The sequence below is a fragment of the Pseudarthrobacter sp. SL88 genome (assembly GCF_026672455.1).
GTDB lineage: Bacteria > Actinomycetota > Actinomycetes > Actinomycetales > Micrococcaceae > Arthrobacter.
Window position 1 is genome coordinate 3,348,249 of sequence record NZ_JAPPRD010000001.1, and the last position, 24,371, is coordinate 3,372,619.

Here is a 24,371-nt window from a genome sequence, read left to right on the forward strand (position 1 = left end):
GCACCGTTGCCCTATCGATTCTGGTCCACCGGGACGGCATGCGGAACCCCCGCCGGAGGCCGCCTTTCAATCAGTTCGGCATATAGGCGCAGGTGGTCCGCCACCATCCGCTCTGCACTGAAGCGCCCCTGCACCGCGCTGCGGCACACCGCCCTGTCCAGGCCTGCGGCGGCCGGAATGAAGTCCGCCAACTGTTCGGTGGCGCCCAGGAAGCCCGTTCGCCCGTGCTCCACAATCTCCTCCGCGGCTCCCACAGCGGTTCCAACCACCGGCGTTCCGGTGGCGAGGGCCTCGATCATGACCAGGCCGAAGGGCTCGGCCCATTGGATGGGGTTAAGGAATGCCACCGCTTCCCCCATCAGGCGGTATTTGGTCGCGTCATCCACCTCCCCCATAAAGTCCTCGTTGGAGCCCAGCATGGGTTCAACCACATCCCGGAAATAGCGCACCTCCTCCGGTTCCCGCATCTTCACCGCGATCTTCAGGCGCATCCCCACCTCACGGGCGATGCTGATGGCTTCCAGCAGGCCCTTGTCCGGGCAGGACCGGCCCACGAAGCACAGGTAACCGCCTCCTCCCGTTCCCACCGGAACCGCCGCGAGGTCCATACCGTGGTGAATCACCCGGGTGACGGGTACGCCGGGAGCATGCGAGGCCTGGTCCCGGGAGATGGCGATCACCGCCCCTGCCCGGGCTATGGCGCGATAGATGTCGGCCGCCCTGGCATGCAGGGGTCCGTGGATGGTGGTCACCACCGGAATCCCTCCGGGCCGGTGCATGTAGAGGGGGCCGGCAAGGGTGTGGTCATGGATGATGTCCACGTCCGCCAGCCCCTCATAGGCCCTGACCACGTGGCTAAGCTCCGACAGGCTGGTGCCCATGCCCGTATAGTCCGCCGGGCGCATGCCAGGGACAAGGGGCACCGGGCAGGTACTTTCAGTGGGTGCGGCCAGGAGTACCTCGTGGCCGCGTGCGGCGAAGCCCCGGGCAAGGGTGTCCACCACCCGTTCCGTCCCGCCGTACGTTGCCGGTGGAACAGGAATCCATGGTCCTGATACCAAGCCAATCCGCATCCTGACCTCCCAGGTGAGACGGGCCGGGCTCCCCAGCGGGCCGGGCGCCACCCCGCCGCGGTACGCAATGCCGCAGTGGAATGTTTGGGTTTCCGCGGTCCATTACTGGGCCTCTGTTCAGACTATTGCGCAGGATGCGGCGGCCCACAAGACCTACCGTGGGGTATCTCACACCCGGGCCCGGAATGGCGGCAGAACCGCACCGGTTATGCAGTCCATGAAGATTGAGATCTGGTCCGACGTTGCCTGCCCGTGGTGTTTCATCGGCAAGCGCCGCTTCGAGGCCGCCCTGGCTGACTTCCCGCACCGCGACGCGGTTGAGGTGCAGTGGCGCAGCTACCAGCTCGATCCCGGCCTCCCCGAGCACTACGACGGCACCGAACTTGAGTACCTCAGCACCCGCAAGGGCATGGCACCGCAGCAGGTCTCCCAGATGTTCAACCATGTGGCGGAGCAGGCCAGGGGTGAGGGCCTGGAGTACCGGTTCGACAACGTGGTGGTGGCCAACAGCTTCACTGCGCACCGCCTGATCCACCTGGCCGCCGCGCACGGCCAGCAGGACGCCGCCAAGGAGCGCCTGCTCAGCGACCACTTCGAGCATGGCAAGGACATCGGCAGCCGGGACTACCTGGCCGCGCTGGGCAGCGACCTCGAAATTCCGGACGCCGAGGTGGAAGCGCTTTTCACCACCGACAAGTACGCCGACGACGTCCGCAACGATGTCGAGGAAGGCCGTGCCCTGGGCATCAGCGGGGTGCCGTTCTTTGTCATCGACCGGAAGTTCGGCCTCTCCGGAGCGCAGCCCACCGAAACCTTCACCGCTGCCCTCAACCAGGCATGGCAGGACGCCAACCCCCTGGTTCTGGTCAACTCCGGCGACGGCGAAGCCTGCGGCCCGGATGGTTGCAGCGTCTGACTCGGCTGCAGGCGGGGCACTCACCGTTTAGTGACACATCGCGGTAAAGTGTCTGTATGCCCAGGATTTCAGCGGCCACCAACGCAGCGCAACGCGCCGACACCCAACGCCGCATCCTGACGGCCTTCGGCGAACTGCTCTTCTCGCACGGCCTGCCCGGGCTGACCATGACCGACGTCGCGCGGCACGCCGGCGTGGGGCGCACGGCCGTGTACAACTACTACGCGGACATCGAAGAGCTGCTGATTTCCTATGCCCTGGAGGAGACGGAAAAGTTCCTCGCGGAGCTGCGGGAGGCGCTCGGCCGGCTCGACAATCCGGTGGAGCGGCTGGCCCTGTACGTGCGCGCGCAGGTGGAGGACCTCACCCGGCGCCACCTGCCGCCCGGACCTGCCATGGGCGCGGTGCTCTCGCCGTCGTCCTTTGCCAAACTCGCCGACCATGTAGGCGAGCTGAGCGTGCTCCTGCAGGGCATTCTGCGTGACGGCATGGACCAGGGCTACCTGCCTGCCGCGGACGTGGGCCAGCAGTCGCAGCTGATCCTGGGAACCCTGTCCTCGAGCGCGGCCAGGGGCAGCGACGAGCCCGCGGAACTGGAAGCGCGGGTGGCGCGGACCGTGCGGTTCATCCAACTGGGCGCCGGGGCAAGGTTCGACGACGGCGGCCGGCCCGTCCGGTTGGCACCGCTTCGCGCCGTGGCCGGCTGAGTTGCCCCATCACTTCAGGTCCCCAAAAGCCCGGGTTTAGCAGCCCGGGCTGATAGAGCAGCGGGCGTCAGGAGGCGGGGGCTGCCGAGGGCATCACGGGCCACATGTCATCGTCCGCCACCCGCCGGCTTTCCCTGGGGCAGCTCAGCGTGCCGGGAGTCTGGTCCACCAGTTCCGGCGGCGCAAGTGCCCGGTAATCCTGCGACAGGATGACGTCCACGGTGCCGTCCGTCCGGCTGTCCTGGAAATAGTCCGATCCCGGCAGGTTCCGCTGGACACTGAAGGCTGCGGACTGCCCGGCCGCTCCGGAGATCACTGCGGCAACCCCGCGGTAGCTGGGCTCGGTGTTGCCGACCGCGGCCACCACGAATTTACGCGCGAGGAAATCATCCGCCACGGATTTCGCCAGCCCTGGCCTGCTGGTGGAGTTGTACACGTTGAGGTTGACCTGTTCGTTCGGCGTGTAGTCGAACGTTGCGGCCGGGCAGGCACTGACGGTCTTCGCGGCCGGCTCCGCAGAGGGGATGCTGAACCGCCCGTTGATGATGGCAAGAGCCGTGATAATGCCCGCTGCGATCAGTCCGATCAGGAGCACCAGGACCACGCCGTGCAGCACCCGGCGCCGTACGCGGGCCGTGTCGTCGGCGTTCCGGCCGGCGTCGAACGTGGCCCGCAGCTCCTGCCCGCTGACCACATGGTGTCCGTGCAGGACGCTGACGTCCTGCGGCTTCCTCTTCCTAGCCATCTATCACCAGGACCCGGGCGTGGATCGCGGTGCGCTGGTGCAGGGCAGTCCGGACCGCGCGGTGCAGCCCGTCCTCCAGGTACAGGGTTCCCTGGTATTGCACCACGTGCGGGAACAGGTCGCCGAAGAATGTGGAGTCCTCCGCCAGCAGCGCTTCCAGGTCCAGGGTGCGCTTGGTGGTTACCAGTTCGTCCAGCCGGACCGGCCGCGGCGGCAGCGAGGCCCAGTCCTTGGGCGTGCTGTAACCATGGTCGGGGTAAGGGCGGCCCTCGCCCACAGCTTTGAATATCACCATGCCACCCTAGGCATCCTGCCGACGGCAGCGGAAGTACCCGGCCGTGCCGCCTTAAGGTTGTAGCCAAACGGTGACCATGTCACACGCGGTGACCTTTGCACAGCCGGAGCGGGGAGTTGACCACCCAACTGAGACAATGGATCCATGACAGCATCCGAAGCCCCCGCCATGTCCGTGACCGGAACCCGCCTGCCGTCAACCCCGCCGCTGGCCCTCCTGCTGGATGTGGACGGGCCGATAGCCAGCCCGGTCACGCGGAACGTCAGGCCGGCCATCATCGGGGACCTTGTGGCCCTTGCCGCCGCCGGCATCCCCGTCATTTTCAACACCGGCCGTTCGGATGCCTTCATCCGCGAGCAGGTCATGGAGCCGATGCTCGCTGCGGGCATCCCGGACGGCACCGTCATCCATGCGGTCTGCGAGAAGGGCGCGGTGTGGTTCAGCTATACCGCCGCGGGCCCCGGCCCGGTCCACGTTGACCGCGAGCTGGCCGTCCCTGCCGCGTACGGCGACGACATCCGCCGCCTGGTGGCCGAGGACTACAGCGCACACATGTTCTTCGACGAAACAAAGCGTGCCATGGTGTCCGTGGAGCAGCACATCGAGGTGCCCAGCGCTGACTACCTTGCCGAACAGAAACTCTTTGACGCGGACGCCATGGAGCTGATGGCCCGCCACGGCCTGGGCGTGGTGCGCCTGGACCACCACGCGCCGAATTCCGACGACGACGTGGACTACCGCGTGGACCCCACCATTATCTCCACCGACATTGAGTCGGTGCGGCTGGGCAAGGACCTGGGGGCGAGCCGGGCGGTTGAACTGCTGGCCGCCCAAGGGATCACGCCTGACGCCTGGCGGACGGTGGGTGATTCCCGGACCGATTACGCCATGGCTGACTGGCTGCACCACAACGACCATCCGGTCAAACATGTGGACGTCCGGCCCGCTGATGGCGTCCCGGAGAAACCGTACGATATCCTGACGGCCACGGACCTGGGACTCTCAGATTCGGTCATCCACGACGACGCCGGCGGCGCCTTCCTGCGCAGCTGGCGGGAGGCGCTGGGCGCCTGACGCCGGATCCTTCCCCGCGGCACCCGGTCCCGGGCGGCCCGCCACATCCCGCTTGGCGCGGGCATGCCGACGCAAGCGAAACAAGCTGTTTCCCCCGCGCGGCTATCATGCAGGTAGAAAGGCTTACTTTGACCAGCACGGAGACAACCATCACAGAAGCACCGGTCCAGGACGAGGTTTACTACGCCGGACAGCCCTCGAGCGAGGAACAGTTCCATTCCGAGGTGACCTCGGCTGAGGCTGAACAGCGGTTCAGGCTCCGCCCTGACGTGATCCGGCACAAGGGCCGCTACGCCGTCGTCAACGACAACAGGACGCCCTACCAGGCCATGGTGGAGGACCTGCTGTTCCTGCGCAACGTGCTGGCCAACGCCGGGCTGGCCTACCTTCTGGTGCGCGGCAACAACGACAGGCCCGTCATCGCGCTGGGCTGGCGGGACCGGAAGAAGCTCCGGGCCGCCCTGGTGGAGGCCTGCCGGGACGAACCTTTCTACTCCATGACCGTGGATGCCAAGAAGAAGACGTCCGTCCTGGTTGCGGACGGCGAACTCTCCTCCAACCGGCAGGCGCGCATCTTCCGCCTGTACCGGCCCCGTGTGGAACCGGTGGGCGGCTTTGAGTTCGGCGCATCCGCCGGTGTGCAGATCGAGCTGTGGTCCTTCGAGGGCGAGCAGATCATCCTGCCCATCGAAAACTCGCTGACGCGCCGCACGCTCCTGCGCCAGGACGCGGTCCGCGGAACAGTGGAACGCTACGGCCACGCCTGGCCCACCATCGAGAACATGTTCGCCGACCATGCCAGCGACATCAGCTTCGACGTCGACCTGGTGTTCTCATGGGTGGACGGCAGCTCGCCCGAGTACATTGCCGCCCGGCGTGCCCAGCAGAAGGACGCCGTCCTGGGCGAAGGCGACGACCACGAGGCCCGGTTCCGGCAGATCGACGAGCTCAAGTACGCGCTGCGGTCTGTCTACATGTTCGCACCGTGGATCCGCCGCATCTTCATCGCCACGGACTCCCCCGCCCCGGCCTGGCTGGCGGAGCACCCCTCGGTGACCATCGTGCGGAGCGAGGAGTTCTTCGCCGATCCCTCGGTGCTGCCCACCCACAACTCCCAGGCCGTCGAGTGCCAGCTGCACCACATCGACGGACTCTCGGAGCACTTCCTGTACTCCAACGACGACATGTTCTTCGGCCGGCCCGTCAGCCCGGACCTGTTCTTCACCCCCGGCGGCATCACGAAGTTCATTGAGGCGGAAACCAGGATCGGCCTGGGCGACAACGCTGCGGAACGCAGCGGGTTCGAGAACGCGGCACGGGTCAACCGCAAGTTGCTGTGGAACAGGTTCGGCCGGATCACCACCCGTCACCTGGAGCACACTGCCGCGCCGCTTCGCCGGAGCCTCATCAAGCAGATGGAGGAGGAGTTTCCGGAGGAGTTCCGGAAGACCGCCGCCAGCAGGTTCCGGGCGGCCGACAACATTTCGGTGACTAACTCGTTCTACCACTACTACGCGCTGCTGACCGGACGTGCCGTCACGCAGACCGCGGCCAAGGTGCGATACGTGGACACCACCATGCGGGCCGGGCTGAACTACCTGCCCAAGCTGCTGTCCAAGCGGAACATGGACTTCTTCTGCCTCAACGACGGCAGTTTCCCGGAAGTCGCAGCCGATGAACGCGCCGAACTGGTCACGGATTTCCTGGAGAAGTACTACCCCATCAAGGCGCCCTGGGAGAAGTAGCACTGCAGTGCCACAGCCCGCGCTGTGGCACTGCCGCGCGGAAAGTCAACGCAGGTCAGCGCCTGGTGTTGGCGCCCGTCCTCGACATGGTGCGCTGCTTCGCGGTCTCGGGGATGCGTACCCCGGCGGCCTCGAGGCGCCGCGCAGTCTCGTCTGCCGTCACGTACTCGCCCACCGTCGTCGCGCTTCCCATGGGGACCACCGAGTGGACAATCGTGTGCTCGTAAACGTGCACCAGGTTGAATGCCTGACCGCTGTCCTGGCCACGAGTGCCGCCGACCGGAACGTTGAGGTCCTGGGTGTAGCAGCTGGCGGAGGCCACCGACACCGGGATCCCGGCGAAGGTGGCAGTGGTGGAATAGTGAAGGTGCCCCGCCAGGATGGTCCGTACATCTGAATTCCGGACCACCGCAGCCAGCGACCCCTGGTCACGCAGTTCCACCAGCACCGACAAGTCCAGGACCGACGGAACGGGCGGATGGTGCAGCGCAAGGATGGTGCCGTCCGGCGCGGGCGTCTCAAGTTCCCTCGCCAGCCACTCCAGCTGGGACTCGCTCAGCTCCCCGTGGTGGTACCCCGGAACAGTGGTGTCCATGGTGATCACGCGCAGGCCGTTGATGAAGTAGCTGTTGTCCACCGGAGCGTCATCGCGGGGCTGGTCCAGCAGGCCCTCACGGAAGTTGGCACGGTTGTCATGGTTTCCCATGGCCCAGATGACCTCGGCACCGAGTTCATCGCAGGCGGGATCGACAATCGCGCGAAGCTTGGCATAAGCGCCAGGCTCGCCCTTATCGGCAAGATCGCCGGTAAAAATGACGGCCTCCGGCCTCGCCCCGGACGCCTTGACCTCTTCAAAGAGCTGAGTAAGGCGGGCTTCGCTGTCAACGACGCCGTACAGGGGTTCCGGACCTCCCAACAAATGGGGATCGCTCAGGTGGAGTAGGAAGTGGCGTGGCCGGGGATGTTCGGCCTCGATGTGCTCCATTGCTACCTCTGTGGTCGGTGGGAAACGGCGCTTCCCTTGTACCCCTCAGTAATATTTATCCAATCAGACATTTGGCAAACTTTGGGCAAATCGCCGGAGCTGATGTGGAAAAAGCTAAAAGAACTGCGCTTTCTGCAGGGCAAATTCGGGAAACAGCCTACATTTCAGCCGAGTGCTTTTTCAATCGCGTCGATGACCTCCGCCGAATCCGGCTCCACGGTGGGTGCGAAGCGCGCCACCACATCGCCGTCGCGGTTCACCAGGAACTTCTCGAAGTTCCACTTCACCAGTCCCGGAAGGATCCCCGTCTTGAACTTGGTCAGCTCGGCGTAAAGCGGGTGCTGGTTCTTGCCGCGCACATCGGCCTTGGTGGTCAGCGGGAAGGAGACACCGAAGTTGCGCTCGCAGAACTCTGCGATCTCGCTGTCACTGCCCGGTTCCTGGCCTGCGAACTGATTGCAGGGGACGCCGAGGATCTCGAATCCCCGGTCGCGGAATTTGCCGTACAGGGCCTCCAGGCCCGCGTACTGCGGTGTGAAACCACAGTTCGAGGCAACGTTGACTACAAGAACCACGTTCCCCTTGAACCGGGCGAACTCGGTGCTGGTGCCATCATTCAGGGTCAGGTGAATTGGGTACAGGGGTGCCACGCGTTGCGTCCTCAGGTAGTTGTCCATGCCGGTGCTTCGTTGCCAACTGCCCACGGTACTGGTCGCGGCTGCGTGTTTCCTGTACGTCCGGGGCTATTGGTCCGGTCCATGCCCCGAGGAGGCCCGGGCTAGGGCGCCGTTGCAGGCAATTTGGCGGAGGGCAGCGGCGTTGGGGTCGGCGCGACAGTGGGGGTCACAGTGGCGGGTGGAGGTCGGCACCGGGCTGGGCGTCGCGGACGACGGCGGAGGCGCAGTCGGCGTCAGGGCAGACGACGTCGGTGTGGGAGTAGGAGTGGGCGCCAGTGTGGGGACCGGCGCCGGGGGCGGTGTGGGACTTGGCACGGGCGTAGCAGTGGGCGTCGGGCTCGGCGACGGAGCGGGTGAAGGCGTGGGCGTTGCCGTTGGTGTTGGCGTAGGTGTTGGCGTAGGCGTCGGAGTGGGCCTGGGCGTTTGCGTCGGGCCAGGTGAGGGCGAAGGTGTCGGCGTTGGGCTGGGCGTTTGCGTCGGGCCAGGTGAGGGCGAAGGTGTCGGCGTTGGGCTGGGCGTTTGCGTCGGGCCAGGTGAGGGCGAAGGTGTCGGCGTCGGGCTGGGAGTCGCTGCCGGCGACGTCGGACTCGGCGACGGCGACGGCGACGGCGTAGGTGTAGGTGTAGGCGACGGTACCTGAGGCGCCCCCGGGGGCGGCAGGACTGTCCCTGCGGGTCCTGGCGTTACCGACGGGAAAGGAGACGGAGGCGCCGTGGTGGGAGGCGTCGTCGTCGTCGCCGCGGTTTCCTCCTGGCCGGCCGACGGATCCGCTCCCACCCCCAAAGGTATGGTCCACACCGTGGCCCCCGACGAAGTTCCGGTGCCAGGGGCATAGGACACCGGTTCGGGGGTGGGTCCTCCCAGTGCGCGGAGCGTCATCAGGCTCCAGCCCCGGGGGCTGATGTAGCGGCCGTCCATGATCGTTTCGAAGTGCAGGTGGCACCCGGTGGACCACCCGGTGGTGCCCACCCGTGCGATGGCCTGGCCAACCTGCACCTTGTCTCCCGCCCGTGCTGCAATCGACTCGAGGTGGTTGTACGTGGTGATGAGGCCGTTGCCGTGGTCGATTTCCACCCGGTTGCCACCGCCCCAAGGATGCCAGCCGGCAGCCCGAACCACGCCGGAATCGGCTGCGTAAACGGTGGTGCCGCACGGCGCCGCGTAGTCCTGGCCAAGGTGGAAATCCCCTGCCGTCCCCGTCAGCGGACTGGTACGGAACCCGAAAGGAGAGCTGGCATTCAGGAGGGCCAGCGGTGCCATCAGGAAACCTGCCGGCGGCCTGCCGATACCGGACAGTTCCATGGACACCGTGGATTGTGAGCCAGCTCCCGGGCTGCCCACTTGGGGACGCGGAAAAGCTACGGCGGCCCCGGGATCCGTAAGGATTGCCGGGGACAGCAGGCCGGGACTAACCCGGCCGGACGCCTGGGCTCCCTGGGCAGGTGCAGCGGGAATCCGGAAGCCGTTCTCCGCACCCGTTAACGACTTATCCGCCCCGGGTGCAGCGGCGGTCCGGACGGCCTCGGCTGAACCTGGCCACAGGCCGGTGGACGAAGCACGGAGGTTGACCAGACCGAAGGCCACCGCCAAAGCACCGGTGGCCACCAGCGTTCGCGCGGCCGGATGGCTGAAGCGCCGGGCATATCCGCCCATACCGGTTCCCCAATGCTTGCCAATTGACTGGCTCCAGAAGGTAGCCACCCGCGCTTTCTTGACGGTACATCTCATGGGACCATACGGGCGGACCGGTGTGAACCCCTTACAACACATTGCGGGGATCATGTGGAAAACCACAGGCTGGACTGGCGTGGTGCAACCAAGCCCTGGTCCCCGATGTGCCGTACATGGCAAAGTTCCTCCCACCGACCCGCAAACCGGGCAACAATGGGATATGCGGAGCTTACTTCGGAAGTGGCAAGGCGAAATCAGGAAGACGTTCACCGGAAGGTCGGACGCCCCTCCGGACTGGGCCGTTCGGCTTGAGGAGGGGAACGATGCCGGATACCACCACCCCGGTTCAGCCGTGTGGGCAGTCCACGGCTCCATGTCCCCTATCGTGGCGGGAATCCGGACACTCCTGATGCAGTCCCTCCACCCGGGGGCACTGGCGGGTGTCCACGAGCACTCGAACTTCCGGGAGGATCCGCTGGGACGCCTTGCCCACACGATCCGCTGGATCTTCACGGTCACGTATGGTTCACGGGAAGCCGCCGAAGATGCCTCGGGCAGGGTCCGCCGCCTGCATGCACCCGTGCACGGGATCTATGACGGCAACGACGGCCAAGCCCACAACTACAGTGCAAACGATCCCCACCTGGCCGGCTGGATCCACATCGCCTTTACTGACGCGTTCCTGGCCTCCCACAAAATTTGGGGTGGGCCTGTCCCGGGAGGCCCAGACGCTTACGTCCGTGAGTGGGCCCAGGCCGGCAGGCTGATGGGCGTCGACCGGCCGCCGTTGACGGAGGCTGACATGCGGGCCGAACTGGACCGCTGGTATGAAAGCGGCCAGCTGCGAGCGGACCATCGGGTCGCCGAGACGGTGGAGTTCATCCGAAAGGCTCCCCTGCACCCGATGCTGCGGCCTGGCTATCGTGTTCTCTTCGCCGGCGCCGTGTACAGCCTCGAGCCCCGGTACCGGGCAATGCTGGGGCTCTCTGTCCCGCGGCTGGGCCCCTTCCCGCTGCCGGTGCGGCTCGCGACCAAAGCAGTCCTCGGCGTCGTACGCCTCACGCTTGGTCCCCGTGGACCGAGTGAGATTGCGGCGCGGGCACGTTTGCTCCGGCTGGGGATGGCAGCACCGGACGCCTGAACACGGCGCCCTCCAGGGTGCCCGCATTCTGGCCAGAACATGCAGAAACCCGGCCCCACACTGTGGGACCGGGTTCCTGGCTGGCGGAGAATGGGGGATTTGAACCCCCGAGGGCGTTAACCCAACACGCGTTCCAGGCGTGCGCCATAGGCCGCTAGGCGAATTCTCCAGCTGCTCTTGAATCAAAAGCAGATACTAGATTACCTGAAGATTCGCGCATCGCCCAATTGGGCCGTTTTCAGCGTTACGCCGGCGCTTGGGCGGCCGCTCCGCGGAGGCCTGTGCAGGGTTCCATGCGCCCGGCTGCCCAGCCACCCAAAAGAGCCAGCAACAGAAATGGGCGCCCCCAACGCGCCCATTCCACCGGACACCGTTGAGCTGCCGGGTCCGGCCCGTTCAGCCAGGCCACGCAGCTCACAACCTTGAGATTGCCCCAATCGGTGTACATACCAATGATCGCGGCTGCCGGCGGGATTAGCAATGAAAATGCGTCCCCTTTGTGCCCGCTGTTTCATCATTGGACAGGCGGGCCGGACGGAAGATGCCACGGACCGCCGCCGATTCGAGTCGGGCCCGATGTTCGGGTAAAGTATCTGACGGCCCCTCATGTGGCGTCATCCTGTTGAACTCCCCCAGGACCGGAAGGTAGCAAGGGTAGACGGGCTCTGGCGGGTGCATGGGGGGTCTTTACTATTCCCCCACAGGGCGGCAGGATGTCGGCCCGGATTGGTAGGGTTTTTCCTGTGACAGTTACTACCGCTCTCTACCGCAGATACCGTCCCGATTCCTTCGCAGACGTTATCGGGCAGGAGCATGTCACCGGACCACTGATGACGGCTTTGCGCAAAAACCGCGTCAACCATGCCTACCTGTTTTCCGGCCCAAGAGGCTGCGGCAAAACCACCTCCGCCCGCATCCTGGCCCGCTGCCTGAACTGTGCCGAGGGGCCCACCGACACCCCCTGCGGCGTGTGCCCCAGCTGTGTTGAACTGGCCCGCGGCGGCTCCGGCTCCCTCGATGTCATCGAGATTGATGCCGCCAGCCATGGCGGTGTGGATGATGCACGCGATCTCCGGGAACGCGCCACCTACGCCCCGGTCCGCGACCGCTACAAGATCTTCATCATCGACGAAGCGCACATGGTCACCTCGGCGGGCTTCAACGCCTTGCTGAAAATCGTCGAAGAGCCGCCGGAACATATCAAGTTCATCTTCGCCACCACGGAACCGGACAAGGTCATTGGCACCATCCGCTCCCGCACGCACCACTACCCTTTCCGGCTGGTTCCGCCCGAGCCGCTGATGGCCTACCTGGAGCTGCTGTGCAACCAGGAGAACGTCCCGGTGGCACCCGGTGTCCTGTCCCTGGTCATCCGCGCCGGCGGCGGGTCCGTCCGTGACTCCCTGTCCGTCCTGGACCAGCTCATGGCAGGCGCAGGGCCGAACGGGCTCGACTACGAGCTCGCCGTTGCGCTGCTCGGCTACACGCACGCCTCGCTTCTGGACGATGTGGTGGAGGCCGTTGCTGCCTCGGACGCAGCCACCGTTTTCCGCGCGGTGGACCGCGTCATCCAAACCGGGCACGACCCGCGGCGCTTCGTTGAGGACCTGCTGGAGCGTTTCCGCGACCTGATCATCGTCCAGGCGATGCCGGAGAGCGCCCAGGTCATCCTGCGCGGAATGCCGGCGGACCAAATCGCCCGGCTGCAGAACCAGGCCCACAACCTTGGCGCCGCGGAGTTGTCCCGTGCTGCCGATGTCACCAACACGGCGCTGACCGAGATGACAGGTGCCACGTCTCCGCGGCTGCACCTGGAATTGCTCTGCGCCCGGATCCTGCTGCCAAGTTCGGAACAGAATGAACGCGGCATTGCTGCGCGCATCGACCGCGTCGAGCGGCGTCTGAACTACTCCGGGAACGACGCCGGTGCTGCCGCAGGCCAGGGTGCCAGCGCCACGCTGGGTGCCGGATCGGCGCCACCAGCCCCGGCGGCTGCCCCGATTCCGGTGGCACCACAAACTGCAACTGCCGGCGCCACCGGTGGTCAGGCTCCCGAGTTACACGCTGCCGCCGCCCAGTCCCCTGCAGCCCAGTCCCCCTCTTCCCAGGGCGCAGCTGGCCGTGCTCCCGCTGAGCAGGCTCCTACGGCACCCATCCCGTCGGCCCAGCTGCAGGCTGGTCCGGATGTGCCTTCCCTCCCTGCAACAGGGGAATCTTCGCCCCGGACAACTCAAGGTGCTCCTGGTGCAGGGACCGCTGACGGCCGCCCGCCGCTGACGGCCCCGCGCGTGAGCACAAACGACTGGCCCGTGGACCAGCCTGGCAACGAGCGCCAAGCGGGCGGCAGCACCTCTCCGGTCCAGCCCGCTGCGGGCCGACCGGCGCCCGCGTCCGGACCTGCCGCTGCGGTGCAGGGTCCACAGGGCGCTCCGGAGCAGGCTCGGCCCGCTTCGTCGTCTCCAACGCAGGACGCATCCGCCCCGGCAGGTTCAGCACACACGTCGCACGGTCGCGGTGACGCCACTGCCGGCGCCGCCAGCGCTGGCAGTGCCGGACAGAACGCGCCACGCGATACTGCGGCCCCTGGCGGCCCCGCAGGCATGGGCGACGTTGAAGTCCTTCGCCGTGCGTGGCCAGACGTGCTGCAGACCCTGTCCAAAATCAAGCGCAGCACCTGGGCGCTTGTAGAACCGAACGCCCAGGTCAGCGCCTTCGATGGCAGCGTCCTCACGCTGGCTTTCGCAACCTCCGGTCTCGCCGGTGCCTTCGGGCGGGCGGATCACTCAGACAACCTCCGCCAGGCGATCCACAAAACGGTGGGCATCGACTGCCAGATCAATGCAGTGGCGGCCGGCGCAGGCCAAGCGAGCGCTGAACCAAACCCAAAAGCACCCGCCAGCCAGGTAGCTACGGCCAACCAGGTGGCTCCGGCCAGTCAGGTGACTACGGCCAGCTCAGCTGACGTTGCCTGGGGCCTGGCCCCGGCGCCCACTCCAGCACCGGCCCCGGCACCTGCATCTGCCGATGCCGGCGGACGTCCCGGCCACAACGCGCCATCGCCACAGCCAACCCGCACCGGTTCCTCCGCCGTGGCCGCAGGGACCGGCGCAGCGCAGGCGGCCGAACATGCGGAAGACCCCAAGCCGCCGGCGTCGCAGGACCAGGCACAGGGTGCGCGGGCCGATGTCCCGGCGCCCGGCAGCCATGCTCCTGGCAGCCACGCCCTTGGCAACTCCGGCGCTGCCGGCAACGCCAGCGGGCCCCCACCGTCCGGTGCCGGCACATCCGGCAGCGCCCCGGCGCGTTCTGCCGTCAACAGTCCCGACGGCTCCGGCGCGCCTTCGGGTAGCAGCGCTGCCGCCGGAGGGGACCCCTACGCGGCCCTTGCCGGCGACTACTCCTACTCAGACGACGATTGGGGACCGCCGAGGGACGAGGACGCTCCCCCGCTGGAGGAAGAACCTCCCATGGACTGGGCTCCCTCGCCCGCGAAGGGAAGCAAACAGGCGGCAGCGCCGGCCCCAGTGTCCGCCGAGACACCCGGGCCCTCACCGGCGCCCGCGTCCTCACCGGCATCAGCTCCGTCTCCCATTGGGGAAGCCCCGCAGCGGCCTTCGGGCACAGAAGACGGCGCCCACGACCCCTGGACCCGGGCTGTGGAACAGGCCCCCGGCGTCTGGGTTGTGGGGACGGAAAGCAACGTGGGAGCCGGTTCCGTGGCCGGCGGAGCCAGCGCGGAACCCGACAACCCGTCCCGGCCAGCAGGTGTCACGGCTGTGACCAGCACCCCGCACTACGAGCCCGCCACCGCCCAGGTCCCGCCGTCCCTCCCTGTTACTCCGGCGGCCGGCCCCGCCCGCACCACCATGCCACCGGCGGCACCAGCGGGGGCGGCAGTACCGCCGGCGGCACCAGCGGGGGCGGCACCACCGGCAGCAGCACCGCCGGCAACGGCACCGCCAGCACCGGCCAGCCCGCAACCGCAACAGGCTCGCGAGTACGCCATGGCGTCTTCCGCACCGGCATCAGCACCTTCGCCAGCCCTTGCAACCGCCCCGGCCACTGCCACGGCCGCGGCGACACGGCAAAGCCTCTACCAAAGGCTGTCCAACAGCCCGGAAGCCGAAGCCGGACGGGCCAAGGCTCCCGCACGGGCGGCAGCGGCGGCGGCCACTTATGTGCAGGACATTCCCAGCGCGGACGACGAAACCATCGAGGAGTCCGGCGTCTTCGGACGCGCCGCGGTGGAGCGTATTCTGGGCGGAAAGCTGATCGAAGAACGCTCGCCGGACGGCAGCCCCATAGCCCCGCGCTACTGACGGCCGCCGGTCCGTCACGGGGGCGGCTGCGCCATGACCTGCAAAACAACCAAACCAAGCTAAAGAGGGAATTGTGTACGAAGGTGCGGTCCAGGAGCTTATCGACGAGCTCGGACGCCTTCCGGGAGTCGGTCCCAAGTCGGCGCAGCGGCTGGCTTTCCACATCCTTGAAGCAGATCCACAGGATATGAAGCGGCTGGTGGAAGCCATCACCACGGTCAAGGACCGGGTCAAGTTCTGCACGGTCTGCGGCAACGTCACGGAACAGGAGCTCTGCAACATCTGCCGGGACCCGCGCCGCGATCCTGCCATCATCTGCGTGGTGGAGGAGTCCAAGGATGTCCTCGCGGTGGAGCGTACGCGCTCGTTCCGCGGGCGGTATCACGTGCTGGGCGGAGCCATCAATCCGATTGCCGGCGTCGGCCCGGAACAGCTGCGCATCCGTGAGCTGCTCACCAGGCTGAACGACGGCGCCATCCAGGAAGTCATCATCGCCACCGACCCCAACCTGGAGGGCGAGGCTACGGCCACCTACCTGGCGCGGATGCTCAAGACCATCGGGATTGCTGTCACCAGGTTGGCCTCCGGGCTGCCCGTAGGCGGCGACCTGGAGTATGCGGACGAGGTCACGCTGGGCCGCGCGTTCGAAGGCCGGCGGAACGCTCTGAGCTGACCCCGGCATCAGGGCCGGAACCCCGGGTTCCAGCCGGCGCAGAGCGCCAGTCCCTGTCAGGCAGGCGGACGACGGCGGGACGCCGCCACGTGCGCGCCACCCAGCAGGGCACCGGTCAAGCCAGCCTGCAGCAGGAGGCCAGCCGCTGCGAGGGGCGTCCGCGGCGAATCCATGCTCCTCGGTTCCCCGTTGACGCACGGAACCCTGGGGCCGTCGGCCGCGGCCTGCAGTTCCGCCGAAAGCCAGCCGGGCAGCTCCTGCCCTGCCCCCGGTGCACCGGCCAGCATCGTCAACACCACAATGGGGCTCACAGCCGGCAGCCACATGATCCGCTCCGTGTGGTAAATCTCAACAGTTCCGGCCGGGACCTGCGAGCACTCGTAGGCAACGGGAGTCCCGTCTGCTGCCCGGTGCACGTTCAGGGCCACCGTAACCGGTTCTTCGGAGCGGACGGCAGGCACCAGCAGGGCACCGGCAACCAGGGTCCCCGCCACAATGAACAGGCCCAGCGCCCAACCCGCCACCCTCGCCAGGCCAGGGCGACCCAGCAGGGCGGACACCGCAACACCCATGGCACCGAACAGGGACCCTTCCACCGCCGCCAGTCCTGACGCGGTGACGGCAACGGATCCTGGACCACCGGCAGCCGCTGCCTGGATGAGAAGACTGACCAGCACCAACACTGCGAACACCAGGCCCTGCAGGGCCGTGACAAGCACGGCGGGAAGAAACCCCCATAAGGCTCCCCGGTCGAGGCTCGCCGCAGCTGGCAAGCCATGCCCCAGTGCATCCCCACCAGCGCCGCCGCAGCCGGAAGCAGCGAGGACGCAAGAACGTAGATCAGCAACGCAGCAGGAACCGAGCCGGACTGTTCGCCTTCCGCGGCGGCCGACACCCACACCAGGCCTGCGGCGACGGCCCACGTCGCACACGCCGCGCCCACCGCAACGGCCCAAAAGCGAAGCGAAGCAACACTCACCCGCCACGCCACGACTGCCCCTGGCACCGTCGCCCGGAACCCCGGACCGGCCGTACGCCCGCCGTCGTCGGCGTCATCGGCATTATCCCGTGCACCTGGGGATCCGGCAGGATCCGTGCCCGGCTGGCCAGCGTCCCGGCCGATCGGCTCAAAGAATGGCTCCGGCGCGGGATTTCCGGAAGGTTGCCGCTGATCGGGCATGTCGGGTCCGCCTTCCCTGGACAGGCCCCAGCCCCGGAAGCGACCGGCGGTTGCCGGCCAATTGAGTTTGCGCTGGTTCAATCGTGGGATACCGGCTCCGGGCTGTCCAGATCCCGACGGGCCGAACCTCGAAACGTCCCTCCCAGCGGGGTCAGGTTCAGCCCCGCCGGCATGCTCAGGCGATGCGGGTCCCGCGGGGCAGCTTGCGGACGGGTGTCCGGAGCGAACGCCAGCCGAGCCACATCAGGAGCCCGGACAGCACGAGCTGGAGACCGAGGCCCAGCGGCCACAGCGGGGTCTTTTGTCCCAAATATGTGGGCTGGACCTTGCCGTTGGCGCACGGCGTGGTCCCCTCCGGCCCGGCCATGGCCTGGCGGGCTGCCTGGCTGATGCCTTCGATCGCACCGATGGACGTGAAGTCCTGCCGCGCCGTCCTGTCCGGATACGGAATAGCGTCCGCCACCACTACGAAGGGATTCATGGCAAGCGTCCAGGCCACCCGCTCGGTATGCATGGCGGACTGTTCCCGAAGGGGTCCGGCACAGGTGTAGCCGGCGTCCATGGGCTCTGACTGCAGCGGCGCGTAGGCACGGTACTGCGGGTTGTTGGCCAGCACCGTGCCCTGGGTCAGCCCGGTGCCCAGCCCAAAGGAGATCAGGGTGCCCACCACCAGGCCGGCCACCGCCAGGTAGGTCACCACAATGGAAAACAGCGGGCGCCCGGCCAGTGCGGAAATCCCGACGCCAATGGCGCACACAATGCCCACCTCAACGGCCAGCATCACCAGCGATACCAGTATGTACGCGGGAGTCAGGCCGCCCAGGGCCACGCCAATTACCAGGAAAGGGGTACTGGCCACCAGGAACGCCAGGGCAGCAGCCCAGGCCGCGACAAACTTACCCCAAAGGATCTGGCCCGGTTCCAGCAGCGTGACTTGGAGGATAGCCAAGGTACCGCCCGCCCGGTCACCGTTCACCGCGTTGGCAGACAGTGCCGGCGCCACCAGCAGCGCGAACAGCAGGACGAACGCCAGCACCACTTCAAAAATCAGAGACCCCGGGCCGGTGGATCCTGCTCCGGATACGTCACCGAAGTCGCGCTGGAAGGCATTCGAGGCGCTCCAGCTTGCCCACGTCAACCAGGTCACCAGTCCGGTCAGGGCGAACCAGATGGCCAGCATGATGTACCAGCCGCGGGACCGGAGCCGCTGTTTCAGCTCCAGGGCCACCACATGCCCGATCCCCGCCATGTAGGGGCCGGGCGCTCCGCGGTGGGCAGATCCTTCCCGGTTTTCCGTCATGCTGCTCATCGCCGTTCCCCCTCGAGGTTCATGTAGGTCTCCTCCAACGCGCCGACGGCCGGGGCAAAGGAACGGATTCCGACGCCGGCGAGCACCAGGTCGCGCAGGAGCCGCTCCGCCCCGACCTCGTTGTGCAGAACGAGGCTGACGCCCGGCCGGCGGCCTTCCTCCCGGCGGAATTCGAGCCCCAGCCGCGCCAGTTCCGCGGCGAGCGCAGCTGTATCGGCCGCCGTAATCGCATAACGGCGGCCAGCGGCGGCCGCCTCCTCGGTGGTTTGCTGCCGGACGGTGCGTCCGTTGTTGACGAACACCGCACCGTCCGCGATCTCATCCAGTTCGCTGAGGACGTGCGAGGACACCACAACGGCTTTTCCTTCGGCGGCGAGTTGCCGGAGCGTGGTCCGCAGCTCAACGCGGGAACCCGGGTCCAGGCCTGAAGCTGGCTCGTCCAGGAGCAGCACCGATGGATCGTGGATGAGCGCGCGCGCAAGGCTCAGCCGCTGCTGCTGCCCCCGGGACAGGACCCGGGCGGGCTGGTCGGCGAGGCCTGTCAGCCGGACACGCTCCAGCATCTCCGTGACCCGCGGAGCGATCCCGGACGCGGGTAGCCGGTAGAACCTGGCCATCTGGGTCAGGATCTCCCGGGCAGTCAGCGATTCCCACACTCCCAGGGTGTCCGGCATCCAGCCCAGCCGGCTCCGGACCTCCGCGCGGTTCCGGACGGGGTCCAGGCCGCCAACAGTGATGGTGCCCTGGTCCGGGGCCAGCAGCGAGGCAAGCATGAGCAGCAGGGTGGTCTTTCCTGCACCATTGGGGCCGATGAGTGCCGTAACCTTGCCCGCCGGGGCGTGGAAGTCCATATGGTCCACCGCGCGGACAGTGCCGAAGCTGCGGCTCACCCCCTGGGCCGTGATTCCGCCGTCGGGAACCTGCTGCCCGCCGGGCTGTTCCGAAATTATTGCCATCGTGTGCGCACCTGTCCCCCACAGTATTGCTGCGTGCTGATCCTCCGAGCGTACGCCAGCGGATATGGCCGGGATGTCGTCCTCCGTGCTGAGATTCGGTCACAATTCAGCGGCGCGGTACGGGCGGCGATAAACTGTCGGAGGATGCCGGGCCGCCCCGCTGCCTGGCTTCCGAAAATCCCATTGATCCGATGAAGGTATGCGCCATGAGTACGCCCACTACCGAAGTGCACAACGCGACGCAGCCGCAGGGCCTGCAGGCCGGCGGTGCGGTAACCAAACAACTCATCGTGCAGAAGTTCGGCGGGTCCTCAGTGGCGGACGCTGACGGCATTAAGCGTGTGGCCGCCAGGGTGGTAAACGCCCAGCAGGCCGGCAACGAGGTTGTTGTGGTGGTCTCCGCCATGGGCGACACCACCGACGAACTCCTGGACCTCGCCGCCCAGGTCACCGATTCCGCCCCTGCCCGCGAAATGGACATGCTGCTCTCCGCCGGCGAACGTATCTCAATGGCCCTGCTGGCCATGGCCATCAACAAACTCGGCGCGTCCGCGCAGTCCTTTACCGGGTCGCAGGCCGGCATGATCACCGATGGCATCCACGGCAAGGCCCGCATCATCGACGTGGACCCCCACCGCATCCGCACCGCGCTGGACAAGGAAAACATCGCCATTGTGGCCGGTTTCCAGGGCATGAGCCGGAGCACCAACGAAATCACCACCCTGGGCCGGGGCGGGTCGGACACCACCGCGGTGGCCCTGGCTGCTGCACTGGAAGCTGACGTCTGCGAGATCTACACGGATGTGGACGGCATCTACACGGCCGATCCCCGGGTTGTCCCGTCTGCCCAGAAGATCGACACCATTTCCAGCGAGGAGATGCTGGAGCTTGCAGCGTCCGGCGCCAAGATCCTGCATCTCCGGTGCGTCGAGTATGCCCGCCGATTCGGCGTGCCCCTTCACGTTCGTTCCTCATTCAGCCAGCACGAAGGCACCTGGGTCATCCCCAGCGCCGAAGACAAGATCACCACTCAAGAGGGAGTTGCCTTGGAGCAGCCAATCATCTCCGGCGTTGCGCACGACCGCTCGGAAGCCAAGGTCACCGTTGTGGGCGTTCCGGACATCCCGGGCAAGGCCGCCGCTATTTTCCAGGTCATCGCCGATGCCCATTCCAACATCGACATGATCGTCCAGAACGTGTCTACCCACGGAACCGGCAAGACCGACATTTCGTTCACGCTTCCCATCGTTGAGGGCGCCGATGCCCTTGCGGCCCTGCACGCCGCGCAGGACAAGATCGGCTTCGAAACCATCGAATACAACGAGCAGATCGGCAAGCTCTCCCTGATCGGCGCCGGCATGCGGTCCCACCCGGGCGTCTCGGCCACCTTCTTCAAGGCGCTGTCCGACGCCGGCATCAACATCAACATGATTTCCACATCGGAAATCAGGATCTCCGTAGTCACCCATGCAGACCTGCTGGACGAGGCTGTGCGCGTCATCCACAATGCGTTCGAGCTGGACAGCGACAACGAAGCCACCGTGTATGGCGGCACCGGCCGCTGACAGCCGCAGGCAGACAAAAAGCCGGGCCGCTTTCCATGATTCATGGAAAGCGGCCCGGTTTTTTCATGCTGTGCGGCTTGGGACCTGAATGCCGGAAGGGTTCAGCTTTCCCGTTCCAGGTCTTCCCGCCGGACGGCGTAGTGGTGGCCTGTTGAGTCGGTTTCCACCACGAAGTGCGCAAGGTCCTCCTCGGAGGCCTGCTCGAAATCGTCGTGCCTGTGGATCACCGGAGTATCGGCATCAAGCCGGGTCGCTGGACCGAAGAAGAAGCGGAGCCGGTCCGTCATGCTCATGAATCCGCTGAGTACGTGTGCCACTGTTTTCCACCCCCTTCCCCGGTGCGAGGAAATGAGCCATTGGCTCCACCCGGGAGCCGGTGCCCCTCATTTTACGCCGGGGACGGGCAAAAAGCTCCGGGATACCGGCGTTCCGGCGGGAAGCAGCGGCCGGTCAGTTGGACGGGGGCCGCGGGCCGATCAGCGCAGGGATTTGTCGCCCGGGTCCTTCGGCACCACGTAGGTGCTTCCGTCCGGCCGGGTGATGGTCTCCCATTGCTGGCTTTCGGCCTGGCGCTGTTCAAGGAGCCGGCGGTTTTCCTCGGTCATGGCGTGTCCGAGGGCGGAACGGTTGGCCGGCCCGAAGACTGCCCGCAATTTGCCGGTGGCCCGCATGAACCGCTGGGAAGCATTGCCCCTGTCTTCAGTGTTGCGCCTGGCCATGAACTTTCCTTCCATCTGACATCCTGCCTACCGAAAGTGTACGCTAATTATTAGTGCACTAATAGTTGGAGGACCGATGACCACCGCAGCCGCCCCGGACGCCCGCGAAGACGACCTGCTCCTGGAGCACCAGTTGTGTTTCGCCCTGACCGTGGCTTCCCGCAGCGTCGTGGGCGCCTACAAGCCAGTACTGGAAAGACTGAACCTGACCCACCCGCAGTACCTCGTCATGCTCGCTTTGTGGGAAACCAGTCCCCGCACCGTCAGGAACATCAGCGAAGCCCTCGCCCAGGAACCGGCCACCATTTCGCCGCTGCTGCGCCGTCTTGAAGCGGCCGGATTCATCACCCGGCACCGGGCCGACGGGAACGAACGTGCCCTGTCGGTGGAGCTCACGCCAAAAGGTGCCGCCCTCCGGCAAGAGGCGCTCAAGGTTCCCGGCACCATGATGGACAGGCTGGGGCTGACACGCGGGCAGGTCACCGAGCTGCACGCCAGCATGATGGCACTCATCGCCGCCACGTCCGGCAGCGGGGAGTCATAGGCAGCGCAGCCCACTCCCCTCCAGCGCACCGGGCCGGTTCAGCGGAGCACCCAGCACAACCAGGGGACGTTAGAATCGAGGCATGAATGAGGCGTCGGACCATGCGTAACGTGAGGCTTCACCTGGCGGCCCTTGCCGTCATTGCGGGCCTGCTCTCCGCCTGCACCGGAGGCCCGGACGGCGGCAACCCACCCTCATCCACACCCCCGGCTCAGTCGCCAACCTCCTCCGCCCCGTCGTCGGCAACCGCCCCTCCGTCAACAGCCACTCCATCCCCGGACACCGAAACGTCCGTTCCGGCCCCGCCACCTGCATCCCCGTCCGCGCTGCCTGCCGGGCCCGGCCAGGGCAATGCCGAACTTGCCATCACAGTCATTCCGGCGGAAGGCCAAGCCGCCGTCAACTACACGCTCGTGTGCGAATCCGGAGTTCCGGCAGGCGAAAGCAGCCACCCCACGGCTGATGCCGCCTGTGCGGCCCTCAAACGGAATGCTGCCCTGCTGAACCAGGCGCCCCGCACGGCCCAGGCCTGCACCCAGCAATATGGCGGACCGGAAAAGGCGACCGTGACCGGGGTGGTTGACGGAACCGCCGTCGAGGCATCCTTCGCCCGCACGGACGGTTGCGAAATCAGCGACTGGGACGCCGCGAAAGACATTCTTGGAGGCGCCGGTGGAGCAACTTAGGCTCCTGGCGGCGGACGAGTGGCGGACGCGGGAAGAGGCCCATCAACTGCGCGTGGGCCGCTACGCCGATCCATATTTGGAGCGGAGGTCCGCCGGGCGGAAACACCCGGTGGAGGACTTCCTTTTCACCTACTACACGCAAAAGCCGGGCCAGCTTCGCCGCTGGCACCCCGGCGCTGGAACCGTTCTGGTAGGCAGCGCGGGCGAGGCCCGGCGCGGATGGAAGCACTACCGGGAGCTCGACGACGGCGAAGTGGCTGTGCTGGGCCTGCCAACAGGAAGCACTGCGGTCGCCTTCGACCGGGCCGCCTTCCTGGCCGACCGGGCGGACGCGGTGGCCTTCGCGGAAATCATCCTGCGCGGAACCGCGGCCAGGCCTGCCCAGTTCGGCTGCTTCGGCCTTCATGAATGGGCCATGGTGTACCGCCAGGACAAATTCGACCTGCGCCACGAATACCTGAAACTGCGCCTTGGCTCCGAGGGAACGGACCAGGTGGTGGAGGATAACCGCATCCGCTGCACACACTTTGATGCGTTCCGCTTCTATTCTCCTGATGCGTTGCCGCTTAATGAGCACCTGCCTACCCGGGACTCCCAACGGCACATGGAGCAGCCCGGCTGCCTGCATGCCAACATGGACCTCTACAAGTGGGCCTACAAGCTGCTTCCCGCCCTTCCAAGCGAGCTGGTCATGGACTGCTTCGAGCTCTCGTGGCGGATCCGCGCCATGGATATGCAGGCATCCCCCTACGACCTCGCCGGCTGGGGCTACCCGCCCATCCGTATTGAGACCGCCGATGGAAAAGCCGACTACGTTGCCCGGCAGCGTGGGTTTGCCCAGGAAGCCGCAACACTTCGGGGCAGGCTGGCAGCGGCTTTGGCGACGGCCACAGGCCTACCCACCACGTCCGCAAAAGGAGAAGTCCATGGCGAACAAGGCGCAGCCTGATCCCGGATCCGTTCACCTGGTGATCAACCTCAGCGAAACACCGGACGGCCCGCACCATAACTTCACCCTGCAGGCGAGCAACGGCAAGGTATCCCCCGGCTCGACCGTACCGGACCCGCAGGCCGCGCTCGACGCCGTCCTCAAACACGGACCCGCGATTTTCTTTCCCGAACCCGGGCCGCCACGGCTCTGTACCCAGCAGTACGGCGGGCCGCAGCAGGCTGTCGTTACGGGGACGTTCCACGGCAGGCGCGTCCACACCACGCTGACACTGACCGATGGCTGCGAGATTTCCCGGTGGCGGGCCCTTGCTCCACTGCTGGGCGGAACTGCCGGAGCCGCCGGCACTACTTAGGCGGACGGATACCCGCCCCAAACACTGATGGCCGGCGGATCGCAGTCGATCCGCCGGCCATCAGTTATACGGTTATCCAGGCTCCGG

Annotated in this window: 23 protein-coding genes, 1 tRNA gene, 1 other RNA gene and 1 pseudogene; 13 read left to right on the plus strand and 13 right to left on the minus strand. The window is 66.6% G+C overall.

Features of this window, described 5'->3' with window-relative positions; translation table 11 throughout:
• Nucleotides 1-11 precede the first annotated feature (11 nt).
• Nucleotides 12-1,073 (minus strand): glycosyltransferase family 4 protein, encoded by a 1,062-nt coding sequence (locus OVA06_RS15055; RefSeq protein WP_056076807.1) that lies wholly within the window; start codon nucleotides 1,071-1,073, stop codon nucleotides 12-14.
• A 217-nt stretch (nucleotides 1,074-1,290) separates the two neighbouring features.
• On the opposite strand from OVA06_RS15055, the gene OVA06_RS15060 reads away from it, so the two are divergent.
• Nucleotides 1,291-1,989 carry a DsbA family oxidoreductase gene (locus tag OVA06_RS15060; protein ID WP_056077066.1) on the plus strand — a complete coding sequence of 233 codons (699 nt, stop codon included), beginning with the start codon at nucleotides 1,291-1,293 and terminating at the stop codon, nucleotides 1,987-1,989.
• A gap of 56 nt (nucleotides 1,990-2,045) precedes the next feature.
• On the plus strand, nucleotides 2,046-2,696 hold the full coding sequence (locus OVA06_RS15065) for a TetR/AcrR family transcriptional regulator (RefSeq protein WP_056076809.1): 651 nt from the start codon (nucleotides 2,046-2,048) through the stop codon (nucleotides 2,694-2,696).
• Between the two features lie 67 nt (nucleotides 2,697-2,763).
• On the opposite strand, the gene OVA06_RS15070 is transcribed toward OVA06_RS15065, so the two are convergent.
• Nucleotides 2,764-3,441, minus strand: coding sequence for a LytR C-terminal domain-containing protein (locus OVA06_RS15070; RefSeq protein ID WP_268159397.1), 678 nt, complete (start codon nucleotides 3,439-3,441; stop codon nucleotides 2,764-2,766).
• On the minus strand, nucleotides 3,434-3,733 hold the full coding sequence (locus tag OVA06_RS15075; protein ID WP_171908923.1) for a type II toxin-antitoxin system VapB family antitoxin: 300 nt from the start codon (nucleotides 3,731-3,733) through the stop codon (nucleotides 3,434-3,436). Before OVA06_RS15075 ends, OVA06_RS15070 begins: the two co-directional genes overlap by 8 nt.
• A 147-nt stretch (nucleotides 3,734-3,880) precedes the next feature.
• On the opposite strand from OVA06_RS15075, the gene OVA06_RS15080 reads away from it, so the two are divergent.
• Complete coding sequence (locus OVA06_RS15080; RefSeq protein WP_056076813.1) at nucleotides 3,881-4,810, plus strand: hypothetical protein; 930 nt, start codon at nucleotides 3,881-3,883, stop codon at nucleotides 4,808-4,810.
• A gap of 107 nt (nucleotides 4,811-4,917) precedes the next feature.
• On the plus strand, nucleotides 4,918-6,555 hold the full coding sequence (locus OVA06_RS15085) for a stealth family protein (protein WP_268159399.1): 1,638 nt from the start codon (nucleotides 4,918-4,920) through the stop codon (nucleotides 6,553-6,555).
• A 55-nt stretch (nucleotides 6,556-6,610) separates the two neighbouring features.
• Here OVA06_RS15085 and OVA06_RS15090 read toward each other — a convergent pair whose 3' ends face one another.
• The 4 genes and pseudogenes from OVA06_RS15090 to OVA06_RS19705 all read right to left on the minus strand — a co-directional run.
• Nucleotides 6,611-7,540 (minus strand): phosphodiesterase, encoded by a 930-nt coding sequence (locus OVA06_RS15090; protein ID WP_056076818.1) that lies wholly within the window; start codon nucleotides 7,538-7,540, stop codon nucleotides 6,611-6,613.
• Nucleotides 7,541-7,704: 164 nt separating this feature from the next.
• A complete protein-coding gene (locus OVA06_RS15095) occupies nucleotides 7,705-8,217 on the minus strand; it encodes a glutathione peroxidase (protein ID WP_261619961.1) in 513 nt (170 codons plus the stop codon).
• 166 nt (nucleotides 8,218-8,383) lie between these two features.
• On the minus strand, nucleotides 8,384-9,013 hold the full coding sequence (locus OVA06_RS15100; protein ID WP_268160867.1) for a hypothetical protein: 630 nt from the start codon (nucleotides 9,011-9,013) through the stop codon (nucleotides 8,384-8,386).
• Nucleotides 9,014-9,171: 158 nt separating this feature from the next.
• Nucleotides 9,172-9,999 (minus strand): annotated as a pseudogene (locus tag OVA06_RS19705) (M23 family metallopeptidase); the annotation flags it as partial.
• A 109-nt stretch (nucleotides 10,000-10,108) separates the two neighbouring features.
• On the opposite strand from OVA06_RS19705, the gene OVA06_RS15110 reads away from it, so the two are divergent.
• The gene (locus tag OVA06_RS15110) at nucleotides 10,109-11,029 is read left to right on the plus strand and encodes an oxygenase MpaB family protein (RefSeq protein ID WP_056076824.1); all 921 of its coding nucleotides are present in this window, start codon (nucleotides 10,109-10,111) and stop codon (nucleotides 11,027-11,029) included.
• A gap of 81 nt (nucleotides 11,030-11,110) precedes the next feature.
• On the opposite strand, the gene OVA06_RS15115 is transcribed toward OVA06_RS15110, so the two are convergent.
• Nucleotides 11,111-11,198, minus strand: a tRNA-Ser gene (locus OVA06_RS15115).
• A gap of 426 nt (nucleotides 11,199-11,624) precedes the next feature.
• Here OVA06_RS15115 and ffs point away from each other — a divergent pair.
• The 3 genes from ffs (at nucleotide 11,625) to recR (ending at nucleotide 16,021) form a co-directional block, all read left to right on the plus strand.
• Nucleotides 11,625-11,721: signal recognition particle sRNA small type (gene ffs / locus OVA06_RS15120), an RNA gene on the plus strand.
• A 21-nt stretch (nucleotides 11,722-11,742) separates the two neighbouring features.
• Nucleotides 11,743-15,348, plus strand: a complete 3,606-nt coding sequence (locus OVA06_RS15125) for a DNA polymerase III subunit gamma and tau (RefSeq protein WP_442793554.1) — start codon at nucleotides 11,743-11,745, stop codon at nucleotides 15,346-15,348.
• Nucleotides 15,349-15,421: 73 nt separating this feature from the next.
• Nucleotides 15,422-16,021 (plus strand): recombination mediator RecR, encoded by a 600-nt coding sequence (recR, locus tag OVA06_RS15130; RefSeq protein WP_091718033.1) that lies wholly within the window; start codon nucleotides 15,422-15,424, stop codon nucleotides 16,019-16,021.
• 56 nt (nucleotides 16,022-16,077) lie between these two features.
• Here recR and OVA06_RS15135 read toward each other — a convergent pair whose 3' ends face one another.
• The 3 genes from OVA06_RS15135 to OVA06_RS15145 all read right to left on the minus strand — a co-directional run bounded on the left by OVA06_RS15135 (nucleotide 16,078) and on the right by OVA06_RS15145 (nucleotide 19,466).
• On the minus strand, nucleotides 16,078-16,740 hold the full coding sequence (locus OVA06_RS15135; RefSeq protein ID WP_268159406.1) for a hypothetical protein: 663 nt from the start codon (nucleotides 16,738-16,740) through the stop codon (nucleotides 16,078-16,080).
• Between the two features lie 636 nt (nucleotides 16,741-17,376).
• Entirely contained in the window at nucleotides 17,377-18,510 is a 1,134-nt protein-coding gene (locus OVA06_RS15140; RefSeq protein WP_268159408.1) for an ABC transporter permease, read from the minus strand.
• On the minus strand, nucleotides 18,507-19,466 hold the full coding sequence (locus OVA06_RS15145; protein ID WP_261619956.1) for an ABC transporter ATP-binding protein: 960 nt from the start codon (nucleotides 19,464-19,466) through the stop codon (nucleotides 18,507-18,509). The genes OVA06_RS15140 and OVA06_RS15145 overlap by 4 nt, the downstream gene beginning before the upstream one ends.
• Before the next feature lie 206 nt (nucleotides 19,467-19,672).
• Here OVA06_RS15145 and OVA06_RS15150 point away from each other — a divergent pair, with 206 nt between their 5' ends.
• Entirely contained in the window at nucleotides 19,673-21,031 is a 1,359-nt protein-coding gene (locus OVA06_RS15150; protein WP_045730003.1) for an aspartate kinase, read from the plus strand.
• 101 nt (nucleotides 21,032-21,132) lie between these two features.
• Here OVA06_RS15150 and OVA06_RS15155 read toward each other — a convergent pair whose 3' ends face one another.
• Nucleotides 21,133-21,348 (minus strand): hypothetical protein, encoded by a 216-nt coding sequence (locus tag OVA06_RS15155; protein WP_056076835.1) that lies wholly within the window; start codon nucleotides 21,346-21,348, stop codon nucleotides 21,133-21,135.
• A gap of 159 nt (nucleotides 21,349-21,507) precedes the next feature.
• The gene (locus OVA06_RS15160; protein WP_056077069.1) at nucleotides 21,508-21,750 is read right to left on the minus strand and encodes a hypothetical protein; all 243 of its coding nucleotides are present in this window, start codon (nucleotides 21,748-21,750) and stop codon (nucleotides 21,508-21,510) included.
• A gap of 76 nt (nucleotides 21,751-21,826) precedes the next feature.
• Here OVA06_RS15160 and OVA06_RS15165 point away from each other — a divergent pair, with 76 nt between their 5' ends.
• The 4 genes from OVA06_RS15165 (at nucleotide 21,827) to OVA06_RS15180 (ending at nucleotide 24,284) form a co-directional block, all read left to right on the plus strand.
• Nucleotides 21,827-22,294: a MarR family winged helix-turn-helix transcriptional regulator gene (locus tag OVA06_RS15165; protein WP_261619955.1), complete on the plus strand. Its 468-nt coding sequence runs from the start codon at nucleotides 21,827-21,829 to the stop codon at nucleotides 22,292-22,294.
• A gap of 101 nt (nucleotides 22,295-22,395) precedes the next feature.
• On the plus strand, nucleotides 22,396-22,980 hold the full coding sequence (locus OVA06_RS15170) for an SSI family serine proteinase inhibitor (RefSeq protein ID WP_268159414.1): 585 nt from the start codon (nucleotides 22,396-22,398) through the stop codon (nucleotides 22,978-22,980).
• Nucleotides 22,967-23,929 (plus strand): 3-methyladenine DNA glycosylase, encoded by a 963-nt coding sequence (locus OVA06_RS15175; protein ID WP_268159416.1) that lies wholly within the window; start codon nucleotides 22,967-22,969, stop codon nucleotides 23,927-23,929. The genes OVA06_RS15170 and OVA06_RS15175 overlap by 14 nt, the downstream gene beginning before the upstream one ends.
• Nucleotides 23,907-24,284, plus strand: coding sequence for a serine protease inhibitor (locus OVA06_RS15180; protein ID WP_268159418.1), 378 nt, complete (start codon nucleotides 23,907-23,909; stop codon nucleotides 24,282-24,284). Before OVA06_RS15175 ends, OVA06_RS15180 begins: the two co-directional genes overlap by 23 nt.
• Nucleotides 24,285-24,371 lie beyond the last annotated feature (87 nt).

What these genes read in the sequence shown, in the direction of transcription:
- OVA06_RS15055 (WP_056076807.1), bottom strand. Translation starts at nt 1,073, where the DNA reads ATGCGGATTGGCTTGGTATCAGGACCATGGATTCCTGTTCCACCGGCA.
- OVA06_RS15060 (WP_056077066.1), top strand. Translation starts at nt 1,291, where the DNA reads ATGAAGATTGAGATCTGGTCCGACGTTGCCTGCCCGTGGTGTTTCATC.
- OVA06_RS15065 (WP_056076809.1), top strand. Translation starts at nt 2,046, where the DNA reads ATGCCCAGGATTTCAGCGGCCACCAACGCAGCGCAACGCGCCGACACC.
- OVA06_RS15070 (WP_268159397.1), bottom strand. Translation starts at nt 3,441, where the DNA reads ATGGCTAGGAAGAGGAAGCCGCAGGACGTCAGCGTCCTGCACGGACAC.
- OVA06_RS15080 (WP_056076813.1), top strand. Translation starts at nt 3,881, where the DNA reads ATGACAGCATCCGAAGCCCCCGCCATGTCCGTGACCGGAACCCGCCTG.
- OVA06_RS15085 (WP_268159399.1), top strand. Translation starts at nt 4,918, where the DNA reads ATGCAGGTAGAAAGGCTTACTTTGACCAGCACGGAGACAACCATCACA.
- OVA06_RS15090 (WP_056076818.1), bottom strand. Translation starts at nt 7,540, where the DNA reads ATGGAGCACATCGAGGCCGAACATCCCCGGCCACGCCACTTCCTACTC.
- OVA06_RS15095 (WP_261619961.1), bottom strand. Translation starts at nt 8,217, where the DNA reads ATGGACAACTACCTGAGGACGCAACGCGTGGCACCCCTGTACCCAATT.
- OVA06_RS15110 (WP_056076824.1), top strand. Translation starts at nt 10,109, where the DNA reads ATGCGGAGCTTACTTCGGAAGTGGCAAGGCGAAATCAGGAAGACGTTC.
- OVA06_RS15125 (WP_442793554.1), top strand. Translation starts at nt 11,743, where the DNA reads ATGTCGGCCCGGATTGGTAGGGTTTTTCCTGTGACAGTTACTACCGCT.
- OVA06_RS15140 (WP_268159408.1), bottom strand. Translation starts at nt 18,510, where the DNA reads ATGAGCAGCATGACGGAAAACCGGGAAGGATCTGCCCACCGCGGAGCG.
- OVA06_RS15145 (WP_261619956.1), bottom strand. Translation starts at nt 19,466, where the DNA reads ATGGCAATAATTTCGGAACAGCCCGGCGGGCAGCAGGTTCCCGACGGC.
- OVA06_RS15150 (WP_045730003.1), top strand. Translation starts at nt 19,673, where the DNA reads ATGAGTACGCCCACTACCGAAGTGCACAACGCGACGCAGCCGCAGGGC.
- OVA06_RS15160 (WP_056077069.1), bottom strand. Translation starts at nt 21,750, where the DNA reads ATGGCCAGGCGCAACACTGAAGACAGGGGCAATGCTTCCCAGCGGTTC.
- OVA06_RS15165 (WP_261619955.1), top strand. Translation starts at nt 21,827, where the DNA reads ATGACCACCGCAGCCGCCCCGGACGCCCGCGAAGACGACCTGCTCCTG.
- OVA06_RS15170 (WP_268159414.1), top strand. Translation starts at nt 22,396, where the DNA reads ATGCGTAACGTGAGGCTTCACCTGGCGGCCCTTGCCGTCATTGCGGGC.
- OVA06_RS15180 (WP_268159418.1), top strand. Translation starts at nt 23,907, where the DNA reads ATGGCGAACAAGGCGCAGCCTGATCCCGGATCCGTTCACCTGGTGATC.